Raw genomic sequence first — 22,717 nt, forward strand, 5'->3', positions numbered from 1 at the left:
GCCGATGTAAGAGAATTTCGGAGCCCGGTAGCTTGGCATCAAGAGCCCTCATTGCCGTGGTCAACGCGGGTAGATGGGCCAGCCTTTTCGGTGTCGCGCATACACCACGAGTTCCTTTCTTCGCCCGCATTCAAAGGCAGACGGCGCATCTGTTCACGTGGCTCTCGCTTCTCACCCGGCAGAATCAGCCCATGACCAGTTCGGGCGCCCTCCCCCTTGACCACGCCGCCACGCAAGCCTGCCACGTCGCCCAGGCAGGCAATCGGGCGTCCGCATCGAGCGGCACGGCCGACGACGACGCGCATAGCCGCTTCGGCGCCGCCGCCAGCATCTTCGACAGCCTCGATACCCGGCCACTACATATGCGGCTACGCCGCCGGCCGTGGTGGAAGTTCTGGTGAACGCGAAAATGCCTCGCCTGCTGGTCGCCGCTCTGTTCGCTGCGCTGGTGTTGCCCGTGTCCGCCCAACCGAAGGTCTACCGCTGCGAGACGAACGGCAGGGTCGCCTACTCAGACGCGCCGTGCGTCGGCGCAAAGCCGGTGGACGTGACGCCCACGCAAGGCATGGACCGGATGGGCGGGCAGTCTCGGAAGGGACGCGAAGTGCAGAACGACGAGTTCAACTCGATATTCGACAGCGCAACGGGCCCGCTGCACGGCCGGTCGCACGAGGACATGAATGTGATGCGGCGTCGCGTGAAGCTGCCAACCAGCGACCAAACGCAATGCACGCGGCTCGACGGCGAGCTTCCTCAGATTGAGGAAGTAGCAGCGCGCGCCACAGGCGCGGCCAAGGCCCAAGCCGACGTTGACCTCTACAAGGCTCGCAAGCGCTTCTTTGACCTGAAATGCTGATCGACGGCCACCGTCGATGAAAGCGAGGAGAGCTGTATCGTCAGCGGATTTGGGAAAGGATCAGCGTGGACAATCAGAGTAACCCCGAGGGGGCGGCCAAACTCGGAGCAGGAATGCCCCCGCTGCCTCTCGACGCCAGTCTTCGAAGCAAGAGGGACCTTGGCATTCGTCTCGGAGTTCATGGCCCGAGAGAGCCGCGCGGCAAGCAAATCGCAGACGGGTTTGTGCGCTTGGTCGACAAGACGGTTCTCGAATATCAAGCCACGCGCGAAAGAATGTTTCGGTACATCTGTGGAGATGGCTATCGACTCGACTACCACCGGGCGGAGGATCATTGGGAATCTTGCGTCCAATCCCTTCATCGCGCGGTCAACTACCTGATCCGGCTTCGCGGCATGGGATACAGAGATGCCGACGGTACGCCGCTTGTACCGCGTGCCCGGGCAATGGATGTACTCAGCGAATCTTCCATCTCACGAATTAAGAAGTTTCGTGACCTGCTGGAGCATCTTGACGATGACATCATTGACCAGCGATTCCCTCCTGATGCCGACCCCGTTCATAAGCTGTTGTGGGACAGGGCAGTTCTTGGCGGCGCAACCCTCGCATATTCGGATGTTGCGCGGTGGAGTACTCAATTGTTCAACATCGCTGGCCCATTGAGCTACGTGACCATGAGGACGGGCCCCGTGGAACCGGATTGATCAGGGGGTAAGAACGTTTATAACCGCGGATGGACGTCGTCGAACTGACTGATAAGGAGCACGCCCTGAGACTGCTAGTGATTAATCTGAAAAACAGGCTGCGGACGATTGGTCGGGCCTGAGCACCGACCATGGCTCTGACGATTCGAGGCACCAAGCCCACCAGCGTCTTCGGGCTCAGTCGTGCGGACGAAAACAGCGCGAGCTTTGCAATGGGCTGGGTCTTGGAGCAGTGCCCGGCGTTCCGACAGATCGTGCTGAATGCAGTATTTGGTCAGCACCTGGCTTCGGGAGACTTGGCGATCACTCTCCAGAAGCACGGCGACGATCGAGGCTACACCGACATCGAAGTTCAAGCTGGCCATGAATTTCACGTCCTGTTTGAAGCTAAGCGCGGGTGGGAGGTGCCCGATGTCATTCAGTTCGAGCGATATCGCCCGCGAATGACGGCCGGGGGCGCTTTACACAAGCGCCTTGTTTCGATTAGTGCAGCGGACGCCGACTACGCGCGCCGACGCCTGCCAGGCGCCATCGGCGACGTTCTGCTCCATCATCTGTCTTGGAGCGATCTACAGCGTATGTCGACGCACGCGTCGACCCGTTCTGGAAGTCTCGAGCAAAGACTGTGGTTGCGCCAATTCGCGCAGCATCTTCGGGAGTTTGTGTCCATGGAACGATTGACTGATAACAAGGTATTCGTCGTCTCACTTGGCTTGTCGCCAATGGTCGAAGGCGGCTCGCACACTTGGATCGACGTGGTCGAGCAGGACGGAAGCTACTTCCACCCCGTTGGCCATCATTGGCCAGTGCAGCCCCCAAATTACATCGGCTTTCGTTACAGCGGGAAGCTGCAGTCAGTGCATCACATCGATAGCTTCCAAATTGCCGACGACCTCACCGTGATCAACCCGCTATGGGTCAAGAACGACCGTGCCAACTTCGTATATCGCCTCGGCCCAGCCATGCGTCCAGCGCGAGAGATTAAGAACGGCAACGTTGTGCGAGCGATGCGCGTTTGGTGCGCGATCGACACTCTGCTTTCCGGGCAGTTCGACACCCTCAGCGCTGCGCGTGATGAGACGCAACGTCGGTTGGCCGAAATGTTATGAACCTAGACCCACCTGGGAGATCAGGTTTGCCAGTTGGCTGAAGAGCGCATGCATTCTTCGCATGAAGTGGACATTTTTGTCGTTCGACTTGCCAGACTCAGTTTGGCAGTCCGCTGCAGGGGCAGAACAATTGATTGCTCGGCAACTGTCGCGTTTCAGCCCAGCCGAAGTTTCTTTGGCAACACCTACAACGGCCAAGTCAAAGATTGAACATGACTCTGCAACAGCTATCCGAGCATGCCGTGAATTCGTGTTAGCCAGCCGGACACCTCACCCGCGCCGTCACTTTGAGTCAGCCTAGCGCTTGTCATTTTTTCCGCTGCATCACGGTTCAGCCGCTTTTTGGCCTGACTGACCTTGTTGCGCAACTCCTTGTCGTCCATAAGCACGTCGGCCCAGGGTTTCGAACCGGCGGATGCTTCATGCACGGCCTTGGCCACTATCAACGGCAAGTCACACGTTCCGGTAAAAGCGACCGTTATGCCGTCCATGCCTTCAGCGATCGCGTCGGCATGAAGGTAGTTTTCCAATTCGCGCTTTGTGGTGATGACAGCCCACGACTTGTCTGTGCGTGAGTTGACCTTGTCATATTCCCCCTGGTACTTCGGGGGCGTGTCGTCGTCGCGATCGTAGATATGCACCTCCGGCAGGCCTAGGTTGCGCAGGTAGTGCTTGGCAACCCATTGCTTTAGCGAACTACCACCGAGAGGGACTAAGGCCACACGCGTGTCGCTTGTGAAGTCCACGACGTTGGGCATGGAGGACTTGAGCATTGCGCCAATGCGCTCCAAAAATTCGATGTCGTTTGGCCCCTCAACAAAAACCAAAACTTGGACGCGCCGATCGGGAAGCACGCCAAGCTCGTTGGCGATCACGATTAGATCGTTTTCATCCTCGCAGTGGAAAACCGCCGCCGTCCCGTCGGACTGTTTGCGCACGCATCGCAGGCTGTCGCTGGGCAGAAGGCCCGCCAAGCCAGGCGTGTGCGACGTGACTAATACCTGCGTGTTGTCATCGGCAGCGAGTTCCTTCAGCGCTTGGACAAGAAGCCGTTGGTTGTCGGGATGCTGCGACGTCTCCGGCTCCTCGATCGCGTAGATGACGCTCAGCGCGCCTCTTTCGTTACGCCGACGCTCGGCCTCGGCGCGGAAGAAGTTCAGGAGAATGAGCCGGCGCACGCCGCTACCGCGTTTGTTGATGGGTATCCCGTTGTCGCCCATCAGGCCGAACTTGAAGACATCCCATTTAGGATCTGCTTTGAAGAATGGCGTCAGCTCGCTCGCCAAGCGGCTGTCCATCTCATTGAGCTTTGCGAGCGTGCGCTTGGCCACGTCCTCCGCTCGCACTCTCACCGCGTCCTCGATCTTTTTCAAATCATCGGCCAGCTCCTTGAGGGCTTGTGTTATAGCGAACTTGAGCGGGTTCTGGACCTCTTCGTCGCCATCCTGGCTCGGTCGATCCGAGCGGAAAATGGCGTACATCGGCAACTGCAATTTAAGTTGATCCCACACCTTTTTCGCGTCCTCTTTGTCGAGGGGAAGCAACCTGCGTTCCAGCGTTAACGGCTGACAGGCGTCTCGGATCGCCTGGCGAAGGCTCCCGTTAATCGTGAGATTAATCGCCGCTTGATCGATACCGAGCTTCTTGACCCTGGCTTTCAAGTCAGCGTTCTTCAGTGTGAGCAGGTCACTAGCGTCTGCATTCGTCGGATGCATCGCCGCGGCGTAAATAGATTCCTTCGGCGTTTCGCCGGTCGTATCCCACTCCTTGACGAGTTCCAGTTCGCCGTTCTCATTCAAAAGCTGCTCGGCAGTCAGCGAGGTAGGAGCAACGGCGTCGAGCACCATTTCGGTGGGTAAGTTTACGAACGCACAGCCGATGCGAATAGTCGAATCAGCGCCATGTACGCACACGTCCCCACGTTCCGGCCTCCCATCATTGAAGAAGATTTCCAGGGCTTCCAGAATTGTTGATTTTCCAGCGTCGTTCTTTCCGATGAATGCGGTTAGTTGATCGATGCCTATGCGGGTGGCGTGGTGGTATCCACGGAAATTTTCCAAGGTTACAGCTGCGAGTTTCATGGTGTCCTTCGATGGTGTCGGGTGCCTAGCCGTATACGGTCGCAGCTAATCTTTTGCGCGCCGGTACTGAGTAACCCACCGAATGATCTCTGAGCCATCGACCTCGCCAACGGGTACGTCCTTCGAGTCTTCCTTTTCGAAGGCGCCCCACGTGGCAATCAACGCGGTTTCGAATCTCGCTTGGTAGTCGATTGGAGGAACGCCAAGAAACCAAGGGAAGGCTTCGCCGCTGTTCAGATAGGCCTCCGAAAGCGGCCACCACGAGTCGCGAGGTGCGAACGAGGGGTAGCAAATCACGTCCTTCTTAGGCGCAAACGAGTGATTAAACCTGTCCGAGCCCATATCGTCCGAACTATCGTGCGATACGGTGCCGTCGTGAAGCGACACTTCGTCCTTGGTCTTAACCAATTCCATGACTCTGGCCAGCGGCAGTTCCTCAGCACCCACGATCCAGACATCGAAATCCTTCTCAGGAAGCAACGGATGCAGATGCAGTCTGTGATCCATGTCGAGCGGCGTGGTGCCGGCAACTACACGCTCCGCCCACAGTTTCCAGTCGTCGAGCGACCCGGCGGGTTTCGCTTTGGCGCGACGCGCATCGTTATTGTTTTCCCGAGCGCAGGCAACACCGGTGAGTCCGTCGAGATGGCCGCAAACTACCCCCTCGTATACCAGGGAGGCAGGGGTGGGATGCAGTTGCAGTGAGGCCCCCTTCATTCCGAGGCGTCCGATTAGTTCACCGCTTCCGTCATTCAAGGCATACACCGCACCGCCTGCGCAATTCACCCGGCCAAGCAATTCCTTGTCATCAATTTTTTTCCAGTCATCGGCGTTGATGGCAATGTAAGTCTGTTGATCGTCGAGACACGTCGTGATGCGAATGGTACTAGTTGGACACAGGCTGGCGACCAGCCAAGCAAGCTGAATGCCCCGACGTCCTTCAAGATCCTTGGGTGACTCCGCTGTGACTTGGAACAAGGCGTCAAACGGGCCGTTCTTGTTGTTGGCATTCACGAGAGCAGTGAGTTTGGCGTTCGGCAATTTGACACTAACCCGCGTGCCCGATCGGGCGAGAGTCTCGTCGCGATCTGGCCGAACTAGCGCAGGCCGTGAAGCCAGCCCTTCGTCGAAGCGCAACTGCCAGTTCACCATACTTTCACCGTTTGCAGGTTCGAAGCGCCGGGTCGTCACTCGAACCTCGTCTCCGAGCATGAAGATCGAAAAGAAACCAATCCCGAACTTCCCGACCGGTTTGAAACCTGCCTTCGCTAAGCCGGGCAGCTCCTGTCTCATCGTGTCGCTCGCCCAAAGCGACGCACCGAAATCAAGCAGCACGTTTGTGAGTACGTGGCGACTCATGCCGATGCCTGTGTCCGTCACGTCGAGCCACCACATGCCCGGTTCTGCCGCGCGAACATTGACATGGATCTCGCCTTCGCGGGGACCGACCCCGTTGAGCGCACGCAAAGCAGCAACGGCGTCCAAACCGTTTTGAAGCAGCTCCCTCAGCGGCGCGGCATAGCTCTCGCCGTAGAGCGCCGCACCCCCGAGGCTGGCGATAAGTCGCGTCGCGTCTCCAATCCTGGGGGAGACATCGACTGGCTCCCAACCCCGGACCGGCACATGCCTTGCAAAAGCATCGGCTGACTCGACTCCTAGGACGTTACCTGCGGCAAACAACGTTCGATTTTCTTCGCGCAGGATCGCGTTGGCACTTCGCAGTTCGCGGTCGACCATCCGAGCCGTGTCGAGTGCAAGCCACCAGGCCGCCCGCTCGTTCGGGGCAAAACTTGCGCCGGAGGCCAACCTCAGTTCACCGGCAGCCGTCCGAGTGGCCTGTCCCATCTTCGCCTGAAAGCGCCAGTGGTCGGCTGAGATGCCCTGGGGCTTGCGCAAAGCAAAAAGAAACCATGGTGCGCGTGCGGCGTCCATGTGTGCGGCGTCCGCCGTCCTAAGCAAAAGTGCAATCTTTAGCGAATCGACTTCCCAGGCTGCAGGAGCTAGAAATGAGGGGCACGAGACGCGCCGCCCTGCAAACGTCGCAGCAACCTTGTCTGGAGACCAATGATGGCTCGCTGCAATCTCGCCGATCGAGTCGCTGTAATACTCGCGAAGAGCCTGGTTCTCAATCAGATAGAAACGGTCTCCTTGAGCGTCGACTTGCCAGTAGATGCCAGGCAGTCGTTGGGCCTGCTCCGCATGCAGGTGGCGCAATACCTGAAAGATGGCGGACTTCTCCGCCTCGCTTCCAGCAACCGGTTCAAGACCCTGGCTCCTCTGCGCGACGAAGTCCTGCCAATGCACAGACTGCTTAATCTCCGATAATCGACCTGGATAGGCAGCAAGCACGTGGGCCGCATCGTGAAGTAAGAAGGCACCGCCCAGGACGTAGGCTTCGGCCGGGTTTAATGGATATTCACTGCCCGCGATCTCCTGCGCGATCCGCCAGAGGGCATCCAGGTGGGTGATGTCATGAACGGTAAGCCCGGGGAGTTCGCTGCCCAAAGTAGCCACCAGATCAGCGACACGGCCACGAAAAGATAGGAATGACTGCCTTAACATTTCCCGGGGCATATCGAGGCCATCGCCCTGGGGGGCGAGCGCGGTGCGCCAAAGCGGCACGTTTTCCAGAGGATTGCTCATCGAATGCGGAGGGTTTGTTGTATCGGCAGCAGTTGTCCACACGTCTTGCTCGGGCGGCGTTTTTTGGCGCGCCGCCAGGCACGAGCCGCTGGCCCGTAGTGGATGGGGTTAAGAAACGCCACGATCAAACTCTCGACATGGCGCTTTCAACCAGACCTGCAACGTCCTTAAATTTGTCATAGATCGCAGGTTTCTCACCAACCGCCAGTGCCTCGAAATGCGCTCGCCCGCATTCGATCTTTGCGCTCTCGACGCCGCGCAGATCCGTTGCAAACAGGCTGCCTTTTGTCTCGACGACAAAATAAACTCGATCGCCGTCTGGCATGGTCACCAGCACGGCCCAGTCCGGGTTGTAGCTGCCTAAAGGCGTGGGCACCTTGAACCAGCCAGGCAACTTGGCGTAGATCTTGATGGCATCGTTCTTCTCCAGCTGATCGGCGAAGTCGCGTTCAACATCTGAGTCGTACACCACGTGCTGGTACACCGAGCGCTTGGTGTCCTGTAGCATGTTCCTCAGATAGCCGGTTAGCTCTTCTTTCTCGAATAGCTCCTGAGCATAGTAGTCGTCGCCGCCCAGCCTCTGGTAGCGAATGCCGTCTACCAACGCGATGCGCTTGCACCGATCAATGGCGTCGGCCACGATTTCGATGAACTGCTGTGGGTTGCGTTTGAAGTCGTTCAGGCGCTGGCTTTCGACCAAGATACGGCCGATGCTGCGGCGCGTGATCTGGGTACGGTTCTGCAACTCGGTCAGAATATCCGGCAGCTCGATGTCGTCCTCACGGAGCACAACGGTCTCGGCACCTACGCGCTCCACAGCATTCACGCCTGCCTGGCCTATCTCCATTCCTGCCTTGCGCCACTGCAGACGCGTCTTGCTAATGTGCGGGGCCTGGATAACCGCGCCGATGCAGTCGCGGATCAGCTTCTCGTTGTCGAACTGCACACGATAGGTGGTTCGAAACTTGATGCGGTCCCACAGCGCCCTGAACTCGGGGCTGTCCAACACGGCGCGGCGCACTGGCACCTGCCGGCGTTCGTCGGCGTTCTTGATCTCCAACTTGCCGGCCACCTTGCGCAGCATATCCACTATCTGCTGGCGCTGAGCCTCCATTTCCGGCGGCAGGGTCAGTGTATTGTTCTTGATCGCCTGTCGCAGAGTGTCTTGCACCTTGCCCTTAGCGTCGATTAGTTTCTGCGCGCGCAGGTGCTCCGCCAGTACCTTCGAGGCATCGAAGCCTAACGGCTTCTGCGTGCCGTCGATCTGCTGCACAGCCACTCCGGCAAACAGTTGGTTCGGCACCACGCCGAACTGGAAGCCGTCGTCTTCGATCTCTTTCTGCAGGTTGTCGGCAAACTGCTGGTAGCTCTCATTGGCGACCACCGTCAGCGTGTTCACCTCGAAGCCGCGGAGGCGCTGGCCGTCCTGATTCACGCACAGACGCAGGCCGCGACCGATGGTCTGGCGACGCCAGCGCTCGGTCTCGCGGGTACTGAAATTGCAGATCTGGAAGACGTTGGGGTTGTCCCATCCTTCCTTCAGCGCCGAGTGGCTAAAGATGAACTTCAGCGGCGACGAAAAGCTCAGCAGCTTTTCCTTATCGCGCATGATGAGGTTGTAGGTGTCATCGTCAGCGGCCGTGCTGCCGCTGGTGTCCTTCACCATCTCGACCATCTTGCCGCCGACTTTCTTCTTGTCGATAGAGAAGTAGCCGTTGTGCACCTCGTTGGCGGCTGCGCTCAGATCCACCTCGGTGAACAGGCTCTGGTAATCGGGGTGCCGGGCCCAGCGCTTGTACTCTTCCTCGAAGATTGTCGCGTACAAGCCCTTCTGTGCATCGCCCTGTGCGTCGTAAACTCGATACTTGTCCACCGCGTCGATGAAGAACAGGCTCAGCACCTTGATGCCCAGCGGACGCAGCCGCTTTTCCTTGTCCAAGTGTTCCTTTATCGTGCGACGGATCATTTCGCGTTGGATAGCCAGCGGCTCCACACCACCCCAGCTGTCATCGACCCTCAGATACTGCTGGCCGCCAGGCACATGTAGTTCCAGCAACGCTTCTTGCCTTGGACTTTTCGACCCGGCGCGGATCGTGCCAACGCGCAGGTTGGCGTAGATTTCACGGCCAGTGGTCTGCTCCAGATCGTCGCCATCCTGAACAATCGCTTCCTTGCGTTGCACGCTGCCCGCGCGACTCAGCACGTCAATCTCCAAGGTTGCGGTGATGGCACCGCGCTTGTCGCTCACTGCAAGCAGCTTAACGTAGGGCTTGTTGAAGCCGTGGTCTACCGTGGCCGAAGCCACCTCGATCTGCTTGACAAGCTTTTGCTCGTAGGCGTCCACCGCGTCCAGCCGGTAGACCATGTTGTGCTTGTCCACGTGAGTGGCCGAGTAACGCAGCGTACATAGCGGGTGCATTCGCGTCATGGCCTTTTTTCCGCGCCCATCGATACCTCCGTCGACGCTTTGCGGTTCGTCCACGATCAAGATGGGCCGCGTGGCTCGCACAAGATCGATGGGCTTTTCCCCACCAGTCTTCTCACTCGCCCGGTACATCACATTCTTCGACTTCTCCCGGCGCAGGGCCTCGTTGCCTTCCTCGGCCGCCGCCTCCTGTTCGTCGCCGAACTTATTGATTGCTCCGACCGTGATCACCATGATCTGCACATTGGGGCTGGTCGCATAGTTGCGCACCTGGCCCAGCTTGGCCGAGTCGTACTGGAAAAACTCGTAGCCCTTGGCGCCTGGATACAGCGCCTCAAAGTGGTCACGGGTAATTTGCAGCGTCTTGTTGACGCCTTCCTTGATGGCGACCGAAGGCACCACGATCACGAACTTGGTGAAACCGTAGCGGCGGTTCAATTCAAATGCTGTGCGCAGATAGACGTAGGTCTTGCCGGTGCCGGTTTCCATCTCCACCGTGAAGTCGGGCGACAGTTTGGTAGTGGGCGGGAGGCCATTGCGCAATTGGACCGCGCGCAGGTTTCCTTCGATTTCTTCGTCCAGCAAGGTCAGTCGGTTGCCGATGCCGCCCTGCTCCGTGGCCAGCATGCCCGCCAAGGCGCCCTGTGCGGCGGCGTCAGGTTCATCGCGCCGTGCGGCACGTACTGTCACCGTAAACTCGGTACGGCAAATCTCTTGGCCATGGAAAAGATTGCACACCGCCTCGATGGCGGCCGACTGGTATGGCAGGTCGGCTTCGAAATGAAGTTTCATGGGCGCGCTCTAGTCATAGGCTTCGCACTTTGGCGACGCCGTGCTGTTCCAGGATCGCGGCTAGATTGGTCTTGGCCACGTCGTCCACGAAAGCAATATCGCGGAACACGCAGGTCACGTCGCCGGCCGTTTGCAGGGCCTTATGCCAGGCCACGATGCCGAGCGCCAGCGGCTCTGAGTCCGCCGCCGTGATCTGTATGTCCAGGCAGGCCAGCAGCACGCCGCCGCCGATGCTGTGTACGGTCTTGCCGACGATTTCCTTAACCGAGATCGGCACACACAGATCCAATCCTAGCTTGAGAAGCAACTCGTAGAGCACATCGTCGTCGCTACGGCCGGCGTCCACGTGATCGATGTGGTCGAAGAGAGTACCCGCCAGATTGTCACGGGACGGTGTCCACGCGCGGATGTTCGACTCCGCCAGCCTGAAGCTCCGAAACCCGAGGTCGCCACCGAACAAAGGCTGCGCATCTCGCTGCGCCTTCGCAGCCCTGCGCAGTCGTTCCCGCGTAATGTCCGCGATCGTCTCAAGTTCTCCGCTGCGCTGCTCAAGTGGCTCAGGTAGTTGGACAAGGACGAACCGCCGATTGCCTCCATCCTCGACGTTCGCGTTGTAGACCGCGTGCCCAGTAGTTCCGGAGCCAGCAAAGAAGTCTAGGATCAAGTCGCCCTCGTTGCTATCCGTCGCCAGCCGAATCATCCGATCAATGAGCTTGGTTGGCTTTGGGGTGTCGAAGGATTCACTCTCTGGAAACAGCGCCCTCAGTTCATTCTTGGACGTTCGATTGCTACCGACATCCTCCTTCTTCCAGAGCGTCCTGGGTGTGAGGTCCGCCACTTCTGACAAATACCGCTTGATGCTCGGACGCGCATCCTTCTTGGGGCCCCACCAGACCCTACCTTCCGCATCAAGTTCGCGCAGCTTCTCTTCCGAAACTCGCCAGTAGCGGCCGGGAGGCGGCGAAAACTGCCGACCCGTAGGACCAATGATGGTGTACTTCCCCTTCGAATATGGTTTGTTTGCGAATGGGTCACCTGGAATCCATTTGCCTATTGGATCGTTGTCAGGGTTTGAGTAGATCGAGTTCGCCTCGTCAGTGCGCGGCAATTTGCTGGGGGACCACTCTGGGCTCTTTGAGTAGACCAGCACGAAGTCGTGATCTTCGGAAAACTGGCGCGCTGTGTTTCTCGGAGAGTCGGCCTTCTCCCAAATCACCGTGGCAGAAAAATTTTCGGGACCAAAGACCTCGTCCATAGCGTCTCGGAGATGGTGAACCTCTCGATCACCTATGGAGACAAAGATCACACCGTCGGAACGCAGCAGATTCCGAGCGAGCTGTAGGCGCGGGTAAATCATGTTCAGCCAGTCGGTGTGGAAGCGCCCGCTAGCGTCGGTGTTGCTGCTTATTCTTCGACCCCCTTCCGCCTGCCCGGTCAACTCCAGGTAGTTCTTGATGCTGTCCTGGAAGTTGTCGGGGTAAACGAAGTCCTGGCCCGTGTTGTATGGCGGATCGATGTAGATCAGTTTCACCTTGCCGGCATAACTCTTCTGCAGAAGTTTGAGCACTTCCAGATTGTCGCCCTCGATCATCAGGTTCTGAGTGCTGTCCCAGTCCACGCTCTCTTCCGGGAAGGGCCGCAAGGTGCCGGTGCTGGGCGTCAACGCCAATTGGCGGGCGGCGCGCTTGCCATGCCAGTTGAGGCCGTACTTTTCGTCGGCGTCAGTCACGGTGATGTCGCCGACCAGACCCTTCAGAACGTCGACATTGATGGCAGGGCCCTTGACACCTTCAGTCACTAGTTCGGGGAACAATGCCCGCAATTGGGCCAGGTTTTTGGCCAGGAGATCCGCGCTTTGACTTTCGGGTGCGCCGGGTTCGATCTTTTCAATGGGCATGGGAATGTGTCAGCTTCGCTAGTTCTTGGGGTCTTGGGGGGCAGTAGGCTGGGCTTGCTCTGGAGATGGTCCGGCTTTCGCCGGTAACGGCGTAGGGAGGTCATCGGCGAACGTCGCCTGCAGCCCGCTTACGCGATGCACAACCGCCTGGCGACCGGTCAGCACGGCCAGCATCATGACAGCCATCACCATCAAGCCGTTGCAGTTGCGCAGCGCGTCGACGATCAAGGACACCGGGTAACCCCTGGCCTGCCTCTGCAGCGCGTGTATGCCCCCATGCACAAACGAATTCAACGCGACTGCATTGTTGTCCTTGAAAGCAAGCAGGCCGATCAATGGCTGTGCGGCTCCGGGCTTGTCGGCCAGTTGCTTGAGCATGTCTGCCAGCATCGGCAGTTTACCGGCGGCGGCCTCGGTCTCCTTCGTCAGCGGAGCACTTAACTTGGCGATGGCCAAATCGCTGGCCGCGTACAGCAACCAGACCGCACGGGTCAGCGCTTCATGTTGAAGGCGCATGATGCTGAGTGCGGTGGTGGGTAAGCCGCCGGCTACGAGCACGCGCAGGGCGCGCCCGTGTTCGAGCGCGACGCTGGCTGCCGACACGCTAGCGCTGATCCGGTCCGAGTTGTCGTAGGGCCGGTAGCTGACCGCGTCGATGGCGCTCATCAGCGCTTCGTCGAGTTCTTCGGCGCGGCCAAGCGCCTGGTTTAGTGCGTCGGTGGTGTCTACGGCCTGGTGGTCAGAGTTCACCATCAAGTTGCTTCTCCCGCCAGCACCCTCTGCAAGTCCTGCAGTTCTGTTTGGCCGGCTCGGATCTCTTGGTTCAGGGTCACCTGGCGCGCCAATTGCCGTTCTTTCGCGGCCTGGGTGCGGAGCTGCTCCACCTTAGATTGCAGCTGCCGGCATTGCTGCAAGGCGGCGTGACGGGCTAAGGCATGTTCCCGAGTCAGGCTGGGTTGGAATCGGCCAGTCTCGCGGGCGATGTCCAGCGCATCCACGGTGTCCAGCCAGCCCTGGTACAGCGCGTACAGGTTTGACTGTGGTTGACGGGCGAGCGCCAACGCAGAGAGGAAAGCCTCGCCGCCGCCATCGGCCGGCACGACGACGGCCATCAAGTCACCATCCAGGATCATTTCGTCCGCTTCGTTTTGTGACGCACGCAGATGCGCCAGAGACAGGCTGACACCGGAGTCGGAGGCGGTCAGGAGCAGCGTCGGGTATGGCACAGCGCGGTGCAGCAATTCAACCAGACGGCCGAGCTTGGCGCCTGTTTTGAGCGCCAAGCTCAGTACGGCCAGTTCAACGTATTGCCGCTGTGCGTCCTCAAATGCCGGCACACCGATGAGGTGCGGCTTTAGCGCGGCCAGCCACCTGATTTCTTCCACCCCGTCTTGAATCTGACGGTTGTCGAGCGCAGTGGCCGCGCCATGCTCGGCCAACAGCTTCTTGGGCACGCGCTGGTCGACACGCGTGGACTCTGGCAAGCCCAAAGCCCGAATCAGTTTCCCAACGGTCATTCAGCCGCCGCCGTTGCTGCGATCCCAGGGGCCTCGCTGGCGCTCGGCAGTACCACGAGATAAGCCAGGACCTCAAAATCGTTCATGCCGGCGAACTCACCCTTCATGACATGTGTACCCCCCGGCATGAACAGGCTAGCGATGGCGCGCTCTTCGTTCTTACCAACGACGGAGGCCACGGCGGATGCCAGGAGACTTTGGGCATGGCGCATGTCGTCGCCGTTGCGGGTCGCTTTGGCGTAGCGGGCAACCGCGCCCGCGTCCGGCAGATCGCGGCCCATGCACAGGCGCTTGAGCCGATCAAGCGCGTGCTTCGCCTGGGTGTAAGGCAAAAGCACAGTTCCATGGTCGCCTACGTGAACTAAGTAGACCGGAGCGAGTGGGTAGCTGGGGTCAACGATCTTCTCGGCTGCGGCCGCCTCTGCGCGCAGACAGAACAGGATACCCGGCGTTACGTCGGCATCATGTGTCGTGGTGACGGCACAGGCGCCCAGCGGCATGGTTTCCAATTTGCCAGGGTGAGCCTTAAGGAAGCGGGCCAGGTCGATACGAAAGTCAGTCAGCGTCAGGTCGGTGATGGATACGCCGCTGGACAGGTCCTCCAAGTCAATCACCGCATCTTGCAGCTTCAGCAGCTGCTTGCGACGGTACTCAAGGTCGTTCATCGGGTCGCCGGACTGCTGTTCGATGATGTTTTCTTCCCCAGTGGCCGAAATGTCGAGCAGTACCATGCGCCCGCTGACGCGCTGTTCCAAATTGATGTATTCCTCCAACTCCATGTTGGGCCAGAAGTTGGCTAGTTGGATCGAGGTGTTGGATGAGCCGAGGCGGTCGATTCGGCCGAACCTTTGGATGATGCGGACCGGGTTCCAGTGGATGTCATAGTTGACCAGGCAGTCGCAGTCCTGAAGATTCTGGCCCTCACTTATGCAGTCGGTGGCTATCAGCAAATCAAGTTCGCCTTCTTGTGCCAAGCTCGCAGGGCGCTCCTTGGATCGGGGCGAGAAAGTAGTCAAGATCGTGGACAGATCCCTGCGCAGGGACGGCAGGGTTGATCGGTTGCCGCCGGAGCCGGTGACCAGGGCGGTTTCGACCTTGAGATTGGTCTTAGCCCAGCCGGCCAAGTGGTCGTACAGGTACTCGGCCGTGTCGGCAAATGCGGTGAACACAATCACCTTGCGGTTGCCAGCGTTAATCGGGTTGCGCACCTTCTCAGCGATCAGGTCGCGCAGTTTGTCAAGCTTGTCGTCGCGAGTGGCATCAACCTGTAGCGCGGCGGCGTTCAGGGTAGCAAGACGGTTGCGGTCTTCCGTCAGGTCTTGACGCCAGCGCACCAAGTCGAGGTCGCTGAGCAACACCTTGATCTTTCGGCCGACCAGCAGCGGCTCGAACAACGGGTCGTCAATGTCTACGTCGGCGATGTCAAGCTCTTCAAACTCGTCTTCCGCGCCTTCGCTACTGGACGTATGAGACTGCAGGCGCGCGAGCGTGGCGTCAACATCCTTGAGCTGCCGGCCCACGGTCAACGCGAACGAGAACACCGAACTCTCCATGCGTTTGAGCAAATTCACCCGCAACAGGTGGATCAAACTCTCTTCCCGGTCAACTTGGCGAAAGATGCTTTCGCCGCCCCGGATGGCGGTACTGTATTTCTCGTCGTAGGCGGCGAGCTTGCTGTCTTTGACATACCGCAGCGGCGCGTAGCTGGCCAATTTGAGACGCCGAATTTCGGCATTGATTTCTTTAATCGATTGAAACTCCCCGGCCTTGTCAACATCGGCCTTGATGTTGATCGGTGGGAGGCGGCTGGGGAAGCGCCCCGTCTCTGCGGTGCCGTAGTATTTCTCAATGTGCCGGCGCGATCGCGCAATAGTCAGGTGGTCCAGCAGCGAGAAATAGTCGAAGCCCAGCATCTCGACCAGCAGTTGCGGAGTCTTCTCACACTCAGCTAGTTCCAGCCAGCGGTTGAAGGCCTTCTGCGCTCGGCGGGCGGTGCTGTCGATGCTGGCGATCCCGTGGTCGAACAGCGCGGTGTCGTCGCCTTCAGTAACAAAGGCAATCTGGTTCTTCAGGTCGGCCAGCCGGTTGTTGACCGGCGTGGCCGACAGCATAAGAACGCGGGTCTTGACGCCTTCGCGAATGATCTTTCGCATAAGGCGGTCATAGCGCGTCTCCGCTCCCTGCTTTGGAGCCTTCTTGTTGCGGAAGTTGTGCGACTCATCAATCACCACCAAGTCGTAATTGCCCCAGTTGACGTGCGTAAGGTCGATGTCGCCCGAGAGGCCGCCGTCGCGAGACAGATCGGTGTGGTTGAGGACATCGTAGTTCAAGCGGTCGGAGGCCAAAATGTTGCGCTGATCGTTGGCCTTGTAAAGTGTCCAGTTGTCGCGCAAGCGCTTAGGACACAGCACCAGAACGCGGTCATTGCGCAACTCGTGGTACTTAATGACGGCCAGCGCCTCGAAGGTCTTACCCAAGCCCACGCTGTCCGCAATGATGCAGCCGCCGTAGCGCTCCAGCTTGTCAATGGCACCCACCACGCCGTCTCGCTGGAACTTGTACAGCTTCTTCCATACGACCGTGTCGCGAATACCGGTAGCAGCTTTGACGATTCGATCCTCATCCATATCCTGGCTGTCTGCCTGAAACAGGTGGTACAGCACGTTGGCGTAGACACTCATTGGATCGCGCGGTCTGGCCAACACGTCGAGCTGCTCAATCAGCGCCTTGTGAGCTTCAGGTTGAGCCGCCAAAGCAGCCCACTGCGCATCAAACCACTTGGCCAACATTTGGCCTTCCTGAGCCGTTTCGGAGGCCTGGATGAAGCTCAGTGGATTGCCGGGCGTAAGGCCTAGACCATCAGTAGTCAGGCCAAATGAGCCATGAATTGCCTGTAGCGGCTCTCCGTCCGGCGCACGTACTACCGTCAAGCCTTGCGGAATGAGCCCGGGGGCGCGCCGAACCTCGGCCTTTTCGCGCAACCATTCGGCCAGCAACTTTGCCAGCCGCGGAGACTGAAGTCGATTCCTTGCGGGTCGATCGGCCGCGGACCCCAGAACACCCAGGTCTGCCTGTTCGTGCGGCAGCACGAGGCGAGCAGCGGCCAATATGTTTGCGCCTTCACGGACCGCTTCGAAACCGAACAGCGAGAGGGCGGGCGTCACAAGATCAAGACGATGACCAGGAGCCAACTGTGGCGCGACCAAGTCAGCGACGCGGTCGATTCCCGAATTGCTAATGAACTTCACCGGCTTGAACCTCCTATCGGCGCACTCGGCCGAGAATGCATGTTACATGGCGTGACGACTTGACCCTGGGCCGGTAGGGCTCAAGATTTTCGATACCGACGATCGGATCGAAGGTGCGCTCCCGGTCCGCGCCGGCAGCGCCGGCGTCGCCTCGCAGGTCATCCCGCAGAGCGGCGCCTCCCTCGTAGGTCAATGAAATCCTCCCCGGGTCGGCTAGGTCTCGATCGATTGCCTGCCGCCCCAATCCTCGGCATGAAGCTCACGCTCTCCTGTCAATTTGAGGGCGTCCTTCTGGCCCAAAAATATCCCCATCACGTGAAGCGCTTCGCATGGGGTTTGGGTATGTTCCGTAATGCCTTTCCCCGTCGTCACGAACAGAGTAAATTCGCATTTGACGGGAATCAATCGTGGATTCTTGGCAAGGTCGTCGTCGGAGAGTGGTTCATCACGACTGATGGTGGCACCTTTGATTCGAAATTTGACTTCGATCGCTTTTTCATTGGGGATAATTGTGGGCTTCTCGACCGCATCAAACCCTACCTCAAGTACTTTGCCCTGTGGGCGGGTCACACTTATCTGAGCCCCCGTTACAGCACCCTGCTTTGCGCCTTCGTTATTCACCAATGCCGAAACGATGCCTAATTCGGAATCCGTTGCGAGAATCACACCGGTTATCTTTGAGTCGCTGGGAGTAAGCGCTAGTTTGACTGCCGGTAGCACGGCCCCTATTACCGCAACAAGGGCGGTGAGTAACGCCAGAGTGGTTTGACTAAAGCCGATGTTTCGTTTCCAGGTCAAATCAGACTTGCAGTGCTTACATTGCTTCGCCCCAGGGGCGATAGGCTCTTGACATACGGGGCACTCCCTTGGCGATGGGTCTGACTTACAGGCTTTTCACAACTTCGCGTCTGGTGCAATCGATTCACGGCAGAACGGGCATGGCACCGTGCTCGGGGAGGCGGCCAACTCCGTCTGTTCGTTAACCAAGGTCGTCTCGGGTGAACCGTTAGCATCTGTCGATTCGATGGTCATTGCGATCTCCTTGTCGCTCATTGTGCTCTCGGTTCTGCTCTCATGCCCATTTTGAAAATCTCCCAAAACCCGACGACTCTCATTGCTTAGGTTACTTGTACTTTCTCTTATAAATTAGCTGCGCCATTTCCCTGTAAAAAAGTGGCTTTATTCGTTCATGACATCCAAGTCCATAAGGAAGGATAACCGTCTTGTCGTTGCCAGTGACGGTGTAAATTTCAAGTCTGCAACGCGCGTCTTGTGAACTGATTTCGATCTCCGGAATATCTGGCGGAAAAGGAATTTCGTCATTGTTTTTGCCCTTCAGTTCCACGAGTTTGGACTTTCCGGCCTCTACCACCGTAGCGGCGCTTTGAAACTGCGACTTCAAAATTTCGGCGTGCAATTTCCCCACATTGCTTATTTCCAGGAGTGCTCCATCAATCACCCCGTCTTTTTTGCCAGTATTTTTGACGAACAGTGTGAGCGTTGCCGGCGTTTGTTCCGCGGCAACAACTGTTATTTCAAAGCGAGAATTCGCAGGCTTCATTGCGTCGCCAATCACCGGGACAAGCGAACCCAAGACCGAGATCAGCGCAATTAGAAGCGCAAGAGTTGTGTGGGAAATCGTTAAATGGCGTTTCCAACTTAAATCGGACCGACAGGTCTTGCAGATCTTTGCCCGGGGGTCGACCGGTTCCCGGCAATTCGGACAGATTGCTGTGAGTCGAATTCGCAGTACTTTGGGGTTGGAGTTGGGGCTCGGCATCTTCTCCTCCTCGGCTTGTAAGACGACGATTTTGCTCCGCTAGGTCGTCGGTTTGCAACAAAATTCACCATATGATCCGCGGCAGTTCGGACGCATTTGGCGCTGATCGAAAGGTCAAATCCTTCACCAATTACTTCAGCTCACGTATGCGTCCGATATACCGGTGCACTAGAAAAAAAAGAGCCGAAGCTCCTTTTACGTGGGCTGGGCGATTAGCTATTTTTGAGTCTTTTCCTTGGGAGCATGTATCTCGCTTTTCAGTCGCTCGCCAAGAGGATCACTTACCCAGCCGTCCAACAGCAGCCCTACAAGCATCGAGCTAAAAGGACTTGAGCAAGCGAGTTTGAATTTCTCTACAACCGGCCTGCCGCTCCCCCCGACGCCAGCGAGCCTACCGCGCTGTTCGGTCAAGCTCGGTTCAGGCGATGCGTCCTCTGTTGCTTCAGTGGCCATGGGCGTTCTCCTCGTTCGCATTTTGCTCTCGGCCTGCGGGGCTGAGCAATTAAATATCTCTCTGAAATTTCGCCAAATTCCGAATCGGCTTACCATATGCACCCGATATACGAACTATTCGGTGCTCTATGTCCGCTCTTACCATTGAACAATTCCAACAAGCTCTGCGCCTTTGAAGGTCAAGAAGTCGGTCAATCAGGATTTGATTGATCAGATCAATAAGACCTTGGGTGATCGACACTACGCCGACGCAGGGTATGGACAAGATGGGAGGCGAGTCGCGCAAAGGCCGCGAGGTCCAGCACGACAAACTCACGACTTTGCTCGACAAGGCGACGCGCCCGCTGCACGGCCGATCGCACGAAGAGATGAGCGCTACGGCGCCGAGTCAACCCGCCGGGCTGCGATCAGCAGCAGTGCTCTCGCCTCGACGGCCTTCTTCCGACGCTGGAAGTCGATGCTGGGCGAACTGCGGGTAATGCGAAGGCCAGAGCCGAAGTGGGTCTCTACAGGGCCCGCGAGCAGTACTTGGATCTGAAATGCAGACGCGCGTCACGAGATAGTGACTTGCCGGACTGCCCTCCTATGAGCCCCTCAAGGCATTGGGTTAATCCGGTGATGCCAGCCACGCCGCCGCGAGCAAGCACGCTTCGAATTTAGCCCTCTGTGCGGCGCGATCGGTAGCCCTTCAGCTCCGCCTTGGCCCCTACTATTCCCGCGGCTTGCCCCCGCTGTCCCCGGCATGTTCTTGCAGTTCCGCGAGCGCCGTTCTCATATCCGAACTACAGCCCATTACATGACGATTGGTTCGCATCTCCATTGGCAGACGCCCGATGCGTTTTTGCACTTCGCCGCAAAATTGAATCACGTCACGTCGACGGTGCGGATCCAACGACGCAACGTGGGTTTTCACAAAATCTAGTACGCCGCTTGCCACGCGATAAGGATAGTATTTCTGCTCGTGCAAAGTTTGCTTAAGCAAAATCCCCTTTGCCTCCTTGTACTTCTCATAAGAAATGTCAACATTACTCTCTCGGGCAGCCTGGACCAGGAGAAAGCGAGCAAAGTGATTGTCAATTTGATAGGTGTCGTAGTTGGACAGCTTTGCAAATGCATACGCCGACTGGAAATATGGAGCAATTTCAGTCAAATTATCTTCGAAAGAAAGTCGCGCGATCGCATATTGCAGCCAATAGTGCGGGTTCTTTCTCGTAAAAGGGGATGTCTGTATTGCCTCATAAAATCTGATCGTGGCACCACGGAGGCCTGACCTCGGAAGCATTTTCTGAAGCGCGCTGAAGCTCATCACGCTTCTAATAAAAAAATCATATTCTTTGCCAACTGGACGCATTTCATAAGCTCGAAAGTACATTTCGATTAACACATCGACCACTTCCGCCGCATCGCCCAGGCTCGTCAAATAGTATTCTGCAAGAACAGAAGACTTTAACCTGATATGCCCGGATGAGTCATCCCACAGAAACTTAACGCTTTCTCGATCTGCATTTGACAGGCGAACAAGTGGGGACCCTCTAAGTAAATCATTCAGTAACCGTCGATCGCTTGACAGTCCACTTCCGCGAATGACAAAAGCAGCAATTGCAATTCTCCGAACGTTAGGCCTTATTGAGCTAAATAGTTCGGTGACTTTCGCAGCGATATGCGGCGACTGGTAGAGTTTTAAAAGAACTTGGTGAAGTTGGGAGTCGCACTCCGACGTAATCAGGCGAAGCTTCTGAACGTCCGACCATCCAGAGAAATCGGCCCAAAGTCCAAAATTATCAATTAACTTAACAATTTCTTGGGATTCCGATTTTGTGAGGCGATTGAGATCGAAGGATGCAACGCTCTGGGTACGCAGGGCTTGTTCAAGACGATCTAGGAACGCTTCGTGCACATGAGTTCGAACCGTGAGCAAGAAGCGAAAATTTCTCCCAGTCCTGCGTATGGACAGGAAATCGATGAAGTCCAAAAGCGGGATGTAGTTATCGATCAGAACCACCGTGTTGCCCGCAAGGCTCAATGCACGAAGACCTTCTTTGCGAGCGTCCTTCGTGTCCGATGAGACCTTGAAAACGTTCCACCCCTGAGCTGCCAATGCTGCGGAAATCTGCTCCAAGGCGACGGTCTTTCCGTTGCCCAGGTTCGATGTAATCACGATATCCTGCTCATCCCTCAAACGCTCTTCAATTTTGAGTTTCGAGATTCGATCAACAACGTAATATCGATCCGGATCGACTAAAGAGTTGCTGGGAATTAGTAGCTTTTCCAGTGTGCCGTAAAGAAAAAGCTTCTCAATGTCGGAATTTGTGGGAATCCTTCCCACGGGCACAGCCTCGACTTTTTCAAGTGCAACAAATGTCTCTATCTTGGTTTGAGGTCTGTATTTCTTTACAATCTCTGCGATTTGAGTTGCAAAATTTTCAATGCCAATAGAACAAACTTCTCCAAAGATCGGCAGGAAGACGTCGTCGGGTGTAGTGCCGCCGCCTTTCGGCGGTGACGTAATAAAGAACGTTTTATCCTTGGTGTCCTCTGAATGCACAATCCTTTGAATGTCCAGATCGTACATCGAATAACCAACAAAAATGATGGCCCGGGCTAAACGAAAGTCCTGCCTGAACACGCTGCTCCAGGTTGACGTAGTAAATGCATCATTCAAATAGCTCGATGCCGTCAGCTTAAATCCGCCCACTAGATCCAATGCCGATAATCGGTTAATCAAACCGTTGATATGCAAACAAACACGCGCGTTGGAGAGAAATTTCTCTGGCGCGTCGTCTAGCGTCACCGAAGCTAATGCCTTGCCAACCTCTGAACCACTCTTTTCCAAAAGGTCGTCATAGTTGGTGGTGTAGATTCGCTGCCATGGAAGATTCAACAACGCCGTGTGATGATTTGACGGCGTCCTGATGGTGAACACGTCCCGGCACAACTCTGCGAGCTTGGCGGCTCCGAATTTTGTTTCGTAGAGCTGTGAGGCCAGTGCAAGATTGTCGTCTTCTGTTGTTACGCCGGCTTGCTCATATAAATAGCGAGCAAACGCTCTTCCCGTCATTGGCGAGCTATTTAGAAGATTTTTAGCTCCGAAAGAAAATCCGGAGCCGACGAAGAGCACGGCGTTTCCGTCAATGGCGTGCTCTATAGCTTCTGACAATTCCAATTGTAAATCTCCGGACTGTTGCGGATGGTGCCGATTCAGCGTGTCGCAT

General features: G+C 57.2%; 16 protein-coding genes. 4 read left to right on the forward strand and 12 right to left on the reverse strand.

Going from position 1 to position 22,717, the window contains the following annotated elements:
- Positions 1–191: 191 nt before the first annotated feature.
- The 4 genes from E5P2_RS17785 to E5P2_RS17800 all read left to right on the forward strand — a co-directional run bounded on the left by E5P2_RS17785 (position 192) and on the right by E5P2_RS17800 (position 2,669).
- Positions 192–401 carry a hypothetical protein gene (locus E5P2_RS17785; protein ID WP_162568431.1) on the forward strand — a complete coding sequence of 70 codons (210 nt, stop codon included), beginning with the start codon at positions 192–194 and terminating at the stop codon, positions 399–401.
- On the forward strand, positions 398–856 hold the full coding sequence (locus E5P2_RS17790; protein WP_232080737.1) for a DUF4124 domain-containing protein: 459 nt from the start codon (positions 398–400) through the stop codon (positions 854–856). The genes E5P2_RS17785 and E5P2_RS17790 overlap by 4 nt, the downstream gene beginning before the upstream one ends.
- 65 nt (positions 857–921) lie before the next feature.
- Positions 922–1,560, forward strand: coding sequence for a hypothetical protein (locus E5P2_RS17795; protein WP_162568432.1), 639 nt, complete (start codon positions 922–924; stop codon positions 1,558–1,560).
- A 131-nt stretch (positions 1,561–1,691) separates the two neighbouring features.
- Complete coding sequence (locus tag E5P2_RS17800) at positions 1,692–2,669, forward strand: hypothetical protein (RefSeq protein WP_162568433.1); 978 nt, start codon at positions 1,692–1,694, stop codon at positions 2,667–2,669.
- Between the two features lie 227 nt (positions 2,670–2,896).
- Here the strand turns inward: E5P2_RS17800 and E5P2_RS17805 are convergent, their stop codons facing one another.
- The 12 genes from E5P2_RS17805 to E5P2_RS17860 all read right to left on the reverse strand — a co-directional run bounded on the left by E5P2_RS17805 (position 2,897) and on the right by E5P2_RS17860 (position 22,668).
- Positions 2,897–4,750 carry an ATP-binding protein gene (locus E5P2_RS17805; RefSeq protein WP_162568434.1) on the reverse strand — a complete coding sequence of 618 codons (1,854 nt, stop codon included), beginning with the start codon at positions 4,748–4,750 and terminating at the stop codon, positions 2,897–2,899.
- A 45-nt stretch (positions 4,751–4,795) separates the two neighbouring features.
- Positions 4,796–7,393: an HD domain-containing protein gene (locus E5P2_RS17810; protein ID WP_162568435.1), complete on the reverse strand. Its 2,598-nt coding sequence runs from the start codon at positions 7,391–7,393 to the stop codon at positions 4,796–4,798.
- 124 nt (positions 7,394–7,517) lie between these two features.
- Positions 7,518–10,610: a type III restriction-modification system endonuclease gene (locus E5P2_RS17815; protein WP_162568436.1), complete on the reverse strand. Its 3,093-nt coding sequence runs from the start codon at positions 10,608–10,610 to the stop codon at positions 7,518–7,520.
- Between the two features lie 13 nt (positions 10,611–10,623).
- The gene (locus E5P2_RS17820; RefSeq protein WP_162568437.1) at positions 10,624–12,507 is read right to left on the reverse strand and encodes a site-specific DNA-methyltransferase; all 1,884 of its coding nucleotides are present in this window, start codon (positions 12,505–12,507) and stop codon (positions 10,624–10,626) included.
- A gap of 18 nt (positions 12,508–12,525) precedes the next feature.
- Positions 12,526–13,260, reverse strand: coding sequence for a DUF6988 family protein (locus tag E5P2_RS17825; protein ID WP_162568438.1), 735 nt, complete (start codon positions 13,258–13,260; stop codon positions 12,526–12,528).
- On the reverse strand, positions 13,260–14,024 hold the full coding sequence (locus tag E5P2_RS17830; protein ID WP_162568439.1) for a DUF4391 domain-containing protein: 765 nt from the start codon (positions 14,022–14,024) through the stop codon (positions 13,260–13,262). The genes E5P2_RS17825 and E5P2_RS17830 overlap by 1 nt, the downstream gene beginning before the upstream one ends.
- Positions 14,021–17,272, reverse strand: coding sequence for a helicase-related protein (locus E5P2_RS17835; protein ID WP_162568440.1), 3,252 nt, complete (start codon positions 17,270–17,272; stop codon positions 14,021–14,023). Before E5P2_RS17835 ends, E5P2_RS17830 begins: the two co-directional genes overlap by 4 nt.
- A 213-nt stretch (positions 17,273–17,485) precedes the next feature.
- Positions 17,486–18,070, reverse strand: a complete 585-nt coding sequence (locus E5P2_RS17840; protein WP_232080738.1) for a hypothetical protein — start codon at positions 18,068–18,070, stop codon at positions 17,486–17,488.
- 96 nt (positions 18,071–18,166) lie between these two features.
- Complete coding sequence (locus E5P2_RS17845) at positions 18,167–18,304, reverse strand: hypothetical protein (protein WP_162568442.1); 138 nt, start codon at positions 18,302–18,304, stop codon at positions 18,167–18,169.
- 91 nt (positions 18,305–18,395) lie between these two features.
- Positions 18,396–19,052: a zinc ribbon domain-containing protein gene (locus tag E5P2_RS17850; RefSeq protein WP_162568443.1), complete on the reverse strand. Its 657-nt coding sequence runs from the start codon at positions 19,050–19,052 to the stop codon at positions 18,396–18,398.
- Between the two features lie 216 nt (positions 19,053–19,268).
- Positions 19,269–19,505: a hypothetical protein gene (locus E5P2_RS17855; protein ID WP_162568444.1), complete on the reverse strand. Its 237-nt coding sequence runs from the start codon at positions 19,503–19,505 to the stop codon at positions 19,269–19,271.
- 709 nt (positions 19,506–20,214) lie between these two features.
- A complete protein-coding gene (locus tag E5P2_RS17860; RefSeq protein ID WP_162568445.1) occupies positions 20,215–22,668 on the reverse strand; it encodes an SIR2 family protein in 2,454 nt (817 codons plus the stop codon).
- Positions 22,669–22,717 lie beyond the last annotated feature (49 nt).

The sequence above is a fragment of the Variovorax sp. SRS16 genome (assembly GCF_901827165.1).
Lineage (GTDB): Bacteria > Pseudomonadota > Gammaproteobacteria > Burkholderiales > Burkholderiaceae_C > Variovorax.